General features: G+C 52.9%; 12 protein-coding genes. 9 read left to right on the forward strand and 3 right to left on the reverse strand.

Annotation, left to right across the window (positions count from 1 at the left end):
• Nucleotides 1–418, forward strand: a 418-nt coding sequence (locus JE47_RS0116995; RefSeq protein WP_031460904.1) for a DsbA family protein, incomplete at its 5' end; no start/stop codon positions are given.
• An 18-nt stretch (nt 419–436) separates the two neighbouring features.
• Nucleotides 437–1,210, forward strand: coding sequence for a hypothetical protein (locus JE47_RS0117000; protein WP_031460905.1), 774 nt, complete (start codon nt 437–439; stop codon nt 1,208–1,210).
• 119 nt (nt 1,211–1,329) lie between these two features.
• Here the strand turns inward: JE47_RS0117000 and JE47_RS0117005 are convergent, their stop codons facing one another.
• Nucleotides 1,330–2,679, reverse strand: coding sequence for a M20 family metallopeptidase (locus JE47_RS0117005; RefSeq protein WP_031460906.1), 1,350 nt, complete (start codon nt 2,677–2,679; stop codon nt 1,330–1,332).
• A 41-nt stretch (nt 2,680–2,720) separates the two neighbouring features.
• Nucleotides 2,721–3,836, reverse strand: coding sequence for a glycosyltransferase (locus JE47_RS0117010; protein ID WP_031460907.1), 1,116 nt, complete (start codon nt 3,834–3,836; stop codon nt 2,721–2,723).
• A gap of 201 nt (nt 3,837–4,037) precedes the next feature.
• On the opposite strand from JE47_RS0117010, the gene carA reads away from it, so the two are divergent.
• From carA to JE47_RS0117045, 7 genes are all read left to right on the forward strand, one after another.
• A complete protein-coding gene (gene carA / locus JE47_RS0117015; RefSeq protein WP_031460908.1) occupies nt 4,038–5,162 on the forward strand; it encodes a glutamine-hydrolyzing carbamoyl-phosphate synthase small subunit in 1,125 nt (374 codons plus the stop codon).
• Between the two features lie 100 nt (nt 5,163–5,262).
• Nucleotides 5,263–6,096 (forward strand): TRM11 family SAM-dependent methyltransferase, encoded by an 834-nt coding sequence (locus JE47_RS0117020; protein WP_031460909.1) that lies wholly within the window; start codon nt 5,263–5,265, stop codon nt 6,094–6,096.
• An 836-nt stretch (nt 6,097–6,932) separates the two neighbouring features.
• On the forward strand, nt 6,933–7,145 hold the full coding sequence (locus tag JE47_RS0117025; protein ID WP_031460910.1) for a type II toxin-antitoxin system VapC family toxin: 213 nt from the start codon (nt 6,933–6,935) through the stop codon (nt 7,143–7,145).
• A gap of 80 nt (nt 7,146–7,225) precedes the next feature.
• Nucleotides 7,226–7,459 carry a PIN domain-containing protein gene (locus tag JE47_RS22595; protein WP_081910063.1) on the forward strand — a complete coding sequence of 78 codons (234 nt, stop codon included), beginning with the start codon at nt 7,226–7,228 and terminating at the stop codon, nt 7,457–7,459.
• A 538-nt stretch (nt 7,460–7,997) separates the two neighbouring features.
• Nucleotides 7,998–9,035 (forward strand): Druantia anti-phage system protein DruA, encoded by a 1,038-nt coding sequence (locus JE47_RS0117035; protein ID WP_236631278.1) that lies wholly within the window; start codon nt 7,998–8,000, stop codon nt 9,033–9,035.
• Complete coding sequence (locus JE47_RS0117040; protein WP_031460912.1) at nt 9,032–10,183, forward strand: DNA double-strand break repair nuclease NurA; 1,152 nt, start codon at nt 9,032–9,034, stop codon at nt 10,181–10,183. Before JE47_RS0117035 ends, JE47_RS0117040 begins: the two co-directional genes overlap by 4 nt.
• A 2-nt stretch (nt 10,184–10,185) precedes the next feature.
• A complete protein-coding gene (locus tag JE47_RS0117045) occupies nt 10,186–12,009 on the forward strand; it encodes an ATP-binding protein (RefSeq protein ID WP_031460913.1) in 1,824 nt (607 codons plus the stop codon).
• Between the two features lie 79 nt (nt 12,010–12,088).
• On the opposite strand, the gene JE47_RS0117050 is transcribed toward JE47_RS0117045, so the two are convergent.
• Nucleotides 12,089–12,742 carry a DUF4230 domain-containing protein gene (locus JE47_RS0117050; protein WP_031460914.1) on the reverse strand — a complete coding sequence of 218 codons (654 nt, stop codon included), beginning with the start codon at nt 12,740–12,742 and terminating at the stop codon, nt 12,089–12,091.
• Nucleotides 12,743–12,994: the final 252 nt, after the last annotated feature.

Genomic DNA, 12,994 nt, shown 5'->3' on the forward strand with positions numbered 1-12,994 from the left:
TGTTGAACCGCGTTTGATCGAAGCATTTGTTGCTACCGGCCAGGTACGTCTCGTCTATCGCCATCTGCTACAATTGGGTGAACGCTCGCAATTGCTGGCTGAGGCCAGTGAATGTGCTGCCGATCACGGTCGTTTTTGGGAATTGCGTCGTGAGATTTATGCGCGTTATAATCAACTATATTTCAATACTCGTGAGACGGTGATTGCACTGGCTGCCGGGTTAGACATTCCGGTTGATGCGTTTACAGCCTGTCTGGATGCACATACGTACCGGTCGCAAGTGCAAGATGACTATGCAGCAGCGCTCGCAGAAGGGATTTACGCCCGACCGGTATTTCGGATTGGGAACGAAACCATTGTCGGATCACAGCGCTTTGAGACGTTTGCTCAGGTGATTGAGCGCGTGGCGCAGCGATAAAGGGCAAAACATGCATCTATGAAACGGTCACACCACTTCTGGCCACTTAGCATTGTTGCGATAGGGATAGCTTTTACCATCTGGTTATCGCTGTCAGCGCCGTATAGCAATTCGCTTGCCCAGCCGAGCTGCAACGATCAACCGCTCTATCCGGGATGTGTTGAACCGGGGTTTAATTGCGAACCATATCCAGATATTTGTAATCCCACGAAAACCGCTGCTGCCCAAACGCGCACAGCTCTCGTTGCCACAGCGCTAACGGCAACAGCTCGTAGCCAGGGCCAGACGAACCAGTCACCCGCTGCGACGGCAACACCAACGTTGACTACCACCAGCACGAGCACATCACCCGTCACATCTGTATCGCCTACTGCAACCCCAACCTTGACTCGATCACCAGTTGCGACATCAACCACCCAAACGTCATTACCGTCACCAACATTGTTACCAACCGCAACCCCGACACTGAACTTCAGTCCTACGCCAACAACTCAGGCTGCGCTCCGTTGTGCGCCGGGCGATCTGGTTGAACTCAGCGGCAAAGCGCGACCGCACATTGCATTGCTGGTGCTGTTCGATGATCGACCGGTAGGGGGGGGAGCCAGTGATCAGACAGGTACATTCCGCATCGTGTTGCGTATTGGCGCTGAACGTCCCGGACAACACGAGATTGTCGTGCAAGAGCGTGAGCGGGCAGTGGTCGTCGCCGAGTATCTATGTGAGACGCCGCTTCCGCCGACACCGACGGCTACGCTTGGCCCTCTTCGGGTGACGACACCGGGTGCTCCGTAAATGCTTCGGTGATGGAAGGAGAGGCGGGTTCCCAACCCGCCTCAGATGGTATATTCCTGAGACGAATGCTTCAGCACCAGGATGATGACCAACGGCTGGCGTTCAGGCAGGTACGTCGTTTACCCGGCAAAGTGTCGTATGAGACTACCCATCCACTGCATTGCCCGCCAGTAATCGGCAAGGCGAATGTTTTCATTCGGTGAGTGAACACGTGAGCCGTGGTAACCACATCCGGCACCACTGGCAACCGGCGTGCCCAGCGCCGTACACAGTGGATACATCGGGCCGGTTCCGGCCATTGTTGGGTAGAGGATCGGTTCGCTACCGTACACCTCACGCGCCGAGTCTAATGCAGCCCTGACGATAGCCGCGTCGAGTGGGCCACGGGCCGGATGTTCACCTCCCAGATCGACAATCTCAATATCCTGGAACCCTTCCGCATCTAAATGCTGCCGCAACTGCTGTAAAACCTCGGCCGGTTCCATATCGGGTACGAGCCGGAAGTCAATCTTAGCACGGGCTTCGTTGGGTAAGACGGTCTTGCTACCCTCACCGGTATAGCCACTCACCAGACCGCAAATAGTGCAGGTTGGTTCAAAGAGATGACGACGCAAACGTTCAATCCCGCGCACGCCATCGAGAAAATCGCTCAGTCCAAGGTTGGCTAACAATTCATTGTCGTCGTCAGCCGGAATGGATGCCAGTGCTGCCAGATCATTGTCGGATGGTGGTCGCACCCGGTCGTAGAATCCAGGAATACGGACCCGACCATCAGGGCCTTTCAACGTGTTAAGTGCCCAGGTCAGACGCCAGGCAGGGTTTGGCACGAAGGTGGCATACGACGAATGGAGATCATAGCGGGCACCACGGGCAATTAACTCGACATATTGAATGCCTTTCGCGCCACAAGTGACCATGGGGCGTCCGCTCAAATCCACTCCTCCCGTCTCCCACAGACAACCATCGGCCCGCAAGAGATCGGCGTATTCACGACAAACAGCCGGTAACGTGCGCGAACTGATCTCCTCTTCACCCTCAACGACAAAGATGATGCGAATCGGTAGTTCGCCTTCGGTTGCCAGCCACGACTCTACGGCCTGTATGCGTAACATAAGATTGCCTTTATTGTCAGCAACTCCACGACCGTACAGCTTTCCATTGCGTTCGGTCAGCTCAAACGGTGGGCTTTGCCACAACTCCAGCGGTTCGGCTGGTTGTACGTCGTAGTGGTCGTAGATCAAGAGGGTGCGTGTACCACGACCGATGGTCGCATAGACAAGTGGATTGCCACCATCGGCGCGCAAGATGCGGGTTTCGGCTCCCAGACGGCGGAGTCGTTGCTCAACGAAGGTTGCGGTTTCTTCAATGCCCCGATTTTGGGCCGCCACTGAGGGAATACGAATAATATCGGCCAGTTCGGCAAGAAAACGTGAACGCTGGCTCTCGATGTACGCGGTAAAACGTTCCATGAACTGCTCCAGGTAATGCAGAACGGAGGTTTGTATTGCCATTATAGCACTGTCGCTGTCGTCAGGGCTTCAGCATAGACTGCTTCAATACGGCTGAGCATCCGGTCAAGGCTAAACTCGGTAGCTGCCCGTTCACGTCCGGCTAACCCGAAGGCTCGTGCTCGATCTGGGTTTTGCCAGAGATCGTGGAGCGCCTGTGCCAATGCCTCATGATTGTCAGGTGGTACGACCAGGCCGGTGCGTCGGTGTAGATTCACATATGTCGTGCCGGTACCCAGCTCAGTACAGATAACCGGTAGCCCGGCCTGTTGGGCTTCAATCTGCACAATGCCGAAGGCTTCACTGCGTGCCACTGAGGGCAGCACAAAGACATCGGCAATCGCATATAGTGCTCGCAACGTGGCGTTATCGACGGCGCCCAATACGTGTACTCGATCAGCCACTCCCACATCGGCAGCCAATCGGATCAGATCGATACCGCGTACTGTGGCATCACCACCAACAATTATTGCGTGACCGTAGGGTAGTAATGTGAGAGCGCGAATCAGGCGATCAACCCCTTTGTAGTAACGCAACCGCCCGACAAATAAGGCATTTGGACGAGGGAAACGATGTCGCAGTGCTGTCACCAGGCGGGAGTCTGGTAAAGGCATAGGCGGTATCCCAAACGGCACCACGCGCACCCGTTCGCGATGACGGGCGAGCCAACGCGATGAATCCACCAGCGCCGGGCTGGAGGTGATAATGCGGGCCGCCCGTCGTAGCGTCTGCTCGACAATCGGTGCAGTAAGTCGCCCCAAAACCCGTTGACGCACAATATCACTGTGATACGTGACGACCAGTGGGGTTGGGAGTGCCAGCAACGCCAGGTCACCGAACGGATACGGGTGATGAAAATGGATCAGATCAGGTTGTAAACGTCGTATCAGCCAGAGCAGCGGTAGACTGATGGGGGCGCGGGCCAGCGTGAATAATCGTGGCGTGGCTATCAGCGTAACCCCATTCCGTTCCATCTGCCAGCCATGTCGTCCGGGAGCGACAAAGACAACCGTTACGCGGTGTCCGCGGTTTGCCAGGCCTTCACTCAATAACCGGAGATGGTTTTCAATGCCACCCTGAATCGGTGGATAGTCTTTGTAGAGTTGGACGATGTGCATAGGGCTGTATCATACCAGACCTTGTGGTGTGAAGGGTAAGCGAGGCTCTGAGAGTGTGTCTAGATGTTCCTTGTCCGGTCGTCTCCTGGCATAACCACTGTGGTCGCGCAACGGATAGAGTGACTTCTATGTTACAATACACAAAATAGTTTGAAGGGCGACAGCAATCGGTCTGTGCCCGCCATGAGAGTTCAACAAACGATGGATGCAGTACTTGTTCTAGAAGATGGTCGGGTCTTTCCCGGTCGCTCCTTCGGTGCGCCGGGTGAGCGGGTTGGCGAAGTGGTCTTTCACACCGGCATGACCGGCTATCAAGAGATATTGACCGATCCCTCGTATTGTGGTCAACTGGTAACGATGACCGCGCCACACATTGGGAATACTGGTGTCAACGATTTCGATCCTGAGTCGATCCAGCCCCAGGTTGCCGGTTTCATTGTCCGTAGTTACAGCGAACATTACAGCTCGTGGCGCGCCCGCGGCAGTCTAGCTCAGTTGCTGCGCGAATATGGCATCGTCGCGATTAGCGATGTTGATACTCGTGCGTTAACACGCCATATCCGAACTGCCGGTGCGATGCGCGGTATCATCTCGACAACCGGTGCTTCGATTGAGACATTACTGGCCAAGTGTCGGGCTGCCCCGCCGATGGAGGGGCAAGACTTAACGCAGGTGGTGACGTGTCCTGAACCTTACCACTGGACGACCAACAGCGTTCCGTTTACTCCGCCCTACCCGAACGGCCCGGCACAAGAACTGATCTTCCACGTTGTTGCCTACGATTTTGGTCTCAAGCGCACCATTTTGCGCCGCCTGGTCGATCATGGCTGTCGAGTGACCGTTGTACCGGCGACAACACCACCCGAAGATGCGTTAGCACTTAACCCTGATGGTATCTTCTTCTCGAATGGGCCAGGTGACCCGGCTGCGGCCACCTACGCTGTTGCCACGTTGCGATCCTTACTTGGGAAGTTGCCGATCTTCGGCATTTGTCTCGGTCATCAACTGATGGGGTTAGCCCTCGGTGGACGTACCTACAAACTACCCTTCGGTCACCACGGCGCCAATCATCCGGTGCGCTATTTACCAACCGGTCGGGTTGAGATTACTTCGCAAAACCATGGCTTTGCGGTAGACCCCGACTCGCTACCGGCTGGTGTGCTCTTGACCCACATCAATCTGAACGACCAGACGCTGGAAGGGTTTGACTACCCTGATTTACAGTGTTTCAGTGTGCAGTACCATCCTGAAGCGGGGCCAGGGCCGCACGATGCGACCTATCTGTTTGCCCGTTTTGCCAAAGCAATGGCCGCCCGCCGGTCATAAGGCGATACAACGATTTCCGCATTACCCTTTCTTCTCCTGATCGAGGAGAAGGAAGGGTCAAACAGATACCGGCCACCTTTTTGATCGCCGGCGATCACCGATGACCAACGAACGCGATCCTCGTAATCGGCTCAACGACCTCGATGCACGGGCTTGGACCTACGCTCTGCGGTCGGTGATTAGCACTGCCTACCCTACTCGTGGCGCTGCGAGTCTGGCCCACCACTTGCGCCGCAAACATCCCTCACCCAAACCACCACAACTGATGGCTGAGCTGATTCGCTTTTTCACCCGTCGGCATGGTCATATTCTCGATCCGTTTGCGGGCGTAGGTGGTACCTTGATCGCCAGTTCTCTTGAAGAACGCACTGCCGTTGGGATTGATCTCTCACCGGAGTACGCAACCATTTACCAGGCGGTCTGCGCCGAGCTAGGGATACCACCGCAAACCTACCTGGTCGCCGATGCCCGGCATCTTCTCGACTTGCCGGCAGTTCACGAACGCCCCTTCGACCTAATCTTAACCGATCCGCCGTATGCGGCAATGATGGCACGTCCGAAAACCGGCGAACGGCGGAAGCGTGGGCGACCACAACCAACCCCCTTCACCACATCACCGGCTGATCTGGGCAACCTTCCCTACCACGAGTTTATCCGCGAACTAAGCGCGATTCTTTCCTCAGCGCTGCAAGTCTTGCGGCCCGATGGACACCTGGTCGTGTTTGCGAAAGATCTCCAGCCAACCCCCGAACATCACAACATGCTCCATGCCGATCTTGTTGTGGCATTACGCCAGATTCCCGGCCTTGAATACCGCGGGTACCAAATCTGGCACGATCAGAGCCAGCGCCTGTATCCATTTGGCTACCCCTACACGTTCGTTGCAAACCAGATCCATCAGTTTATTTTGATTTTCCGCTGGCGAGGGGAGTAGGGGGGAAAGGCGTTCTTAGTCTGCTACTGTCGATTGCAGGTGTGGTATGGTTGAGCATTGCAGAGTATGTTGACGTTGTATGTAGAAGCCTGCAAGGTTTTCAGTTTCAGGGTGCGATGCGATGACCAAACTGCGCAATACCATACCATGGAGCAACACCGACGAACATCACGCACCTGCTGCCGATGAATTCCGGCCTACAAAGTCACCTAGGTGCGTGGACCAGAGGCCTGTATCGTGCGGTAGTAGCGGTAGAACCCGCGTCGGATCAGGAGCACGCTGGTGCGGGCGCGTTGGAAACCTGCCCCTCCCGTTCACGTTTCCCGTCCTCTCTCCTCACCTCAACACTGCTGAGTAGAATGAAAGCTTTGAAAAGCTCTCCTCCCCGCCCTGGCATTGACCACCGATAGCGCGTCGGATATGCTTGCAATAATATAGACAATACACCATGAATACCGATTACGACAGCATCATCACGAGCAGCAACATTCGAGCACGGCTGTCCAGAAGGCATTTGGAGCGAATCTGAATCCTGATATACGCATGGTATTGTCAGTCGGAGGGGATGTATGTTAAGAAATGAACGATGCGCAAAAGAAAGGATGACCTATGCAGGCCGCAATACGTCTCACGGCTCAGGTTCAGCCAGGTGGTAAGATCGAGATCGTGGACGCCTAACTTGCAGTTGGTATCGCAGTGGAAGTGATTGTCGTATTGCCCTATGCACCTGCCAGGCCATCTCGATTACTCATAGCAGTACTGGCTGATGCACCGGGACGCCTTGCCTTTCAGACTGCTGAAGACGTTGATTCCTACCTACACGGTGAGCGCGACGCATGGGAACGCTAATTCTCCCTTTATCCGGCCGAGTGTATGTTGACTCAAATGCCGTGATCTACGCGATTGAGCGAATCGAGCCGTATCGATCTCTATCGGAACCACTCTGGCGGGCCGCATATAATGGGAATATAGCGATTATTACGAGCGAACTGACCTGGCTCGAAACACTTATGAAGCCGATCCGCGATCAGAACATCTTACATCCTTGAGCATATCAACGTGCGGCGAACATCGGGGACTCGAAACACTTATGAAGCCGATCCGCGATCAGAACCCGCAATGAGAAGCCCTGTTTCGAGATTTTTTGAGCGCCCGGGAAGTGAACCTGATTCCGGTCACGCTACCGCTGAGGGAGCAAGCGGCTCGCCTGCGTGGATTGGGTTTGAAAACGCCCAACGCGCTTCATGCTGCAACTGCGCTCTCACAGCAGTGCGCGCTGTTTATCACGAATGGCCCAGTATTCTATCGTGTACCCAACCTCCCAATTGTGGTGCTTGCAGATGTGTTGCGCACACCTGCTTAGGCATCTTCAACGTTATGACCTTCTACCTGGGGCTTTTTGGAGTTCTCAGCTTTGGGTTCCATGCGATGACCGAACGGTTCAACTATGGCGCGACACCAACGAACATCCGGCTCCTGCTGTCAGCAATCCCTGCCCTATGTTGTCTCCCTAGGATCGCGGGCCGCTGGCTCGCGTTGTGCAGTAGGCGGATAAAACTCACCGGTTGGCGCATCAGTACATCATTGTGAGCGGGTTACCAATCTACCTCACGCTTCACCTATGAGATAAGGTAAGGATGTTGAGGTGGAAGGAGGGGAGACCCACTGCGCAGCAAAGGTACTGAAAACGTAGAAAACCTCTGATCCAAGAGAAAATTGGTTGACATACCGGATTGTTCTGGCTATGCTAATCAGAAATATGTAGAAGTTTATAGCATCGTAGGCATTTCATGGTGAATAGTGTAGAATTAGCTAAACTCGTCCTGAGTAAACTGCAAGAAGTTGGCTTTTTAGTAACAGAGGATAACGGCCTTTGCATGCCTGTTCTGGATAAAGCAGGTATGCGACAGATTCACGAGCCAGCGGTGCAGCTAGAACTTGCTACCCAGCAAGAATGGCTTGAACGGAACCTATCCAGGTATCTGAACTTTTTCGCCAATGGAGACGACATCATACCTGAACGGATCGATCCTGCATTAGTTGAAGTGACAACCAGACAACACCGAGACCTCTTTCGGGTGGCCCGCTTACTCTGGTCGCTGCCATTCTCGAAAGGGTATGGTCGCCGCTTACGGTTTTTACTCATCGATCAAGCGAACAACAAACTTATTGGCCTACTAGCATTGCAGTCACCACCGCTGAGCTTTCCGGCTCGCGATCGTCTCTTTCAGTATCCACCTGGCAGGAAGACAGAGTTAGTGAACCAGACGATGGACATTCAAACGTTGGGGGCAGTGCCACCGTATGATTATCTCCTTGGTGGCAAGCTGGTTGCTTTGGTTGCGGCATCAAATGAGGTTCGTCAGCGGTACTGGCAGAAATACGTTGGACGGATGACCGAGATGGAACGGCGTATCTTACCGCCTCATCTTGTTGCCCTAACGACAACGAGTGCGTTTGGAAGAAGTAGCCTGTATAATCGTCTTAAGTACAGGGACGTAGCGATTGCAGAATCGCTTGGATACACCGAGGGTTATGGCACGTTCCATCTTATGGAACTATATCCGCTCTTCCGCGAATTCTTGGAAAGCCAGGGTATTTCAACATACGGTGGTTTTGGCACTGGCCCGCGCCGGAAATGGCAAACAATGGTACGCGCACTCGAACGATTAGGCTTCTCGGCTGAATTCCTTCGCCACGGGATAAAGCGCGAAGTATTTCTGTTCCGTCTCATAGATAACCTGGAAGCATATATGGAAGGACGCGATACCACGCCAGTTTATCGCAACCTGCCATTCTCTGATCTCGTGGCATGGTGGAGAGAACGCTGGCTATTACCGCGTGTTGAGCGTGTGCATGAATGGAAAGAGTGGCGTAACGAAGAGATAAAAAATCGCTTACGTATCGGGCAAGACAAGGTAGCCGAGGTAATACTATGACGGAGTCGGCAGAACGTCCTTTCGGCGAACTACCATCTGCACTGATAGATGAGATTCTCAAACGTACTGAGAATCTTAGCCAGAAGTTACTGCATGATTTTGAACAGGTGCGTGCACATCGGGCAGAATGGCGGGAAGAGTTGAAACGCACTGGCATGCTTCGTCGTGACTCCGAAATGCCCTACGTGCCGGTTCCTACGACGTGCGGAATAGACGGATCATGTGCGATAGAACGATTATTGGCCAGCGATCTGGTTGCCGCAGCCGCAGTAGCGGTCGAGGGTTTGACACCACCTTCCGAAACACGTCACTGGCCTGAACCCCGTCATCAGGTTTGGGTAGAGACAGAGGTGCATGAAGCCGAAACGGGTACCATTCTGCGTGCTGTAATGATTGGGATGGAGCTAGAATTGGCACTACATGCACCACACGAGATCGTTTTTCTCGATGGTTCGCTCACAACACCTCTCATCTACTTTAATCAGGCATTGAATAAAAGCCAGGAAGTTGCACATCTGCGAACAACTGCTCAATTTCTCAAACAAGCATCCTCGATGCTAGAAGCATACTTGACGGTACTCACTTCAAATCGTAGTGATCGTTGCTGGTTGGCAGTGCCTAAGTACACAACAAGGCGCGAGATTGGGCAGGTCATGGGCTGGCCCGACTCACACGATGATCGGGGCCTACTAAGTTTTCTTCTAGAGCCAGGAGAATATACGAAGCCCAGGGTATTGCAGCAACCATCTGAGCCCTGGCATTTGAATATTACACCACTTACCTCTACTGGTTATCGAACTGTTGAGGAACTGGCGAGCCAGATTATTGCCGCTCTCAACGAGATTCAGGTGGTGTACTATCGACCCTACCCCTGGCTCCCAGCCCTTCGCTTAGAAATGAGTAGCGCAATTGCCCAAAACTCATCACGATTGGCAATGGTATTGCACGGAGTCCGCCACCAATGCGGTACACCGTCAGTGATGGAACCGTTCCCCCTCTATCTCGCTGATCGCATGGTAAAGCACCTGCCAAAGGCGATCCCTACGTTTCGGCAGGTGACCTCTCAGCATATCGCTGAGACGTACCAGGGAAACATTTCCGATGTTTTTCTCGGTCTGCATGGTTATCGCACTGAGTCAGGAGTGTAACGATGTCAAAGCACCTAGATCAATTGGTCGATGCGGCCGAACGAATTGGTGTCATTGGATCACCTTCCTCTACCAACGAAGTGGCACTCGATATTTTGGCGGGAGCTGTCAACAAAAAGTTGGTCGGAGAACTGGCGCTCTTTCGTTATTATCAGGACAATTGCTCGCACTACGCTCTAGGGCAGATCACAGAGGTGAGCATGCGCAATGTTTGGCATGAAGACCCCACTATGCGCAGCCTGATCCGTCAGCATGGACGTGTAGACACAATTAGCGAGCGTCAGGATACCCACCGTGGCGATATGACGATTAGTGCGGTATTTGCAGCCGGTCCCAATGGATATCGTCCCAGTATACTGGGTACCGTTCCGGCTACCGGCACACCAATTTATCTGGCTAACGATAAAGTCTTATCTGAATTACTCTCTCCATACCGCGATCAGCTTTTCTATCTGGGGCACATCTATGGTTCAAAACCGCTATTGCCATTGTGGTTCAAACATTTCGATACCGGCCAGCAGGGTGCTGGTGAAGCGTACCATCTGGGCATCTTTGGCAAGACCGGCTCCGGGAAGTCGGTTCTCGCGAAGATGATCCTGCTTGCCTACGCTCGCCATCCGCAGATGGGGATTTTGGTCATCGACCCGCAAGGGGAATTCGCTAAAGAAGTTAGAGGTGAAACGGTACCAGGAGTATTTCGCCTGCCGATAAAGCGAGTATTAGATAGCCTGACAAAACCGACAAAGGTTTATGGTGTGAGAAATTTAGTGTTAGATAGGTGGGATCTGTTTGAGCACATTCTTTCAGAGTCTGGTTTCTTCCAACGTCTCGGTGTGAAGGCTGGCGAAAACCAGCGCCAAGCAGCAGAAGCTATTAGCGAGCAGTTACAGAAGGATGGTATCAAGCTTGCCGATTTGCATCATAGAGACAGTTTCGACAAGACCTGGAACCATTTAAAAGAAGAGCGTATTTTGGTACGAATTTATGGTTCCAAGGAAGCTAGAGAACGAGTCCGTCAACAAATGGCTGAAACGAATCAGAACGATCTCTACCAAACTGTTTGGCTTCCGATAACACAGCTTTTTCGTGAAGATCAGAATGGAACACGAAAAAAGGTAGAAAGCTTATTGACTAGTTTATTTATTCCGAATCAGGAAAAACGACCTCTTATCGTTATCGACTTGTCAACGGAACAGGTAACTCAAACGAATAGTAAGAGAGCAACATCCCTCCCTCTGTTTGATAATGACCAACCTCAACCTCAACCGCTACCTACACAATTGTTTTGGAATGAGACAATTCAGGCGCTCGTGATCAAACGCTTGTTGGAAGGTATTCGCACGGCAGCAGAATATGCCTACAAACAAAACCGCAGTCTTAACACGCTGGTATTAATGGACGAGGCCCATCGTCTTGCGCCCCGCGATGATCCAGGCAGTGATGAGCAACGCGCTATTCGGAGCATCCTGATTGATGCCACCCGTACTACACGTAAATATGGCGTTGGGTGGATGTTTATCAGTCAGACACTCTCTAGCCTGCATCGCGAAATCCTGGAGCAATTACGCATCTTTTTCTTCGGTTTTGGTTTAGGTATGGGGGCTGAATTCAAGGCATTGAGTGAGTTAGTGGGCGGACGCAGTAAAGCTCTTGACCTTTACCAATTATTCAGAGATCCCCATTCATCGTTTGATACTGGCAGCAGAGAGTACTCATTCATGACGATTGGCCCCGTCTCACCGCTCTCATTTGCCGGGACGCCATTGTTCTTCAACGCTTTCAATGAAGTAGAGGATTTCCTGAATGTTAATAAACTGAGAACATAAAGCGATCATTTGGTCACTTCCCACCAAGCGTTTGTTGTCCTCAGTATACTTATAGTGAAGTTGAGCGTGATCTCTCGAACTACCCCCCACTATACCCACGTACAATCACCCGCACTTCAGCAATACCCAGACTGTTGAGCAACTGGGTGTAGTAGGCCTCTGCGTCACGGGCGGCCTGAGAAAGAATGCCAGCCTCAATTGCAGCCTGGACTAATGCCGCTTTCGCCTCCGCATCGACCGCTTGAAAAAAGCTCTCAAGGTTTGTTCGCGGGCAGATAAATCCAGGGCAGAAGTCGGTATTTTCGATCACTCGACTGTTAGCCAGATCGAGCGACACCTGCTCGGTGAAGACTTGTGGCGGTGGAAGGGTAATTTGTGCCCGCCGGCCATCACTGCTGACCCAGATGTCTTCAGAGCGTAGTTGGCTTAGATCAATACCCGCCGGTACGCGCCCCCGGATCAGAACCAGAAATTCCTGACGTACACCGAGGTTGCGCAGGAAGGCTGCCCAACCACCCGGTGCGTCGAGATGACGTACTTCCACCCCTGCGTAGTGCTCGATGAAAATCTGTTTGTTGATTCGCCGCACGGCCTCGATGATCTGTGTCTCCACAGTAGTGGTCGGAGCTGGTGGAGGGGTTGACATTTTTTGAAAGGCTTGTACGACGCTCCAAACCATGAAGAGGACGGCAGCAACGGCCAGACCATTCCAGATAAGTTTCAGCGTTTGCACACATTCCTCCGTTTTTCAGGTCAATAGTATGGGCTTTGCGCGGGTCTGCACCATTCTGCTACTGCTTATCTCGTTGCGTTCATTCACCATTGCTCAGAAAGTGGGCATTGCAAGGGCGAGTAGAAAGAAGCTATGTGGTTCAGATTTGCCATTATCAGGGAATGATTGGCTCGATGGTTACCCGACTGAAGCCAAGATCGTCGATTAGCCAGCGTTCGAGCCGACGATAAGCAACTTCACTGGCGATACTGA

Source organism: Chloroflexus sp. MS-G, from assembly GCF_000735195.1.
Lineage (GTDB): Bacteria > Chloroflexota > Chloroflexia > Chloroflexales > Chloroflexaceae > Chloroflexus.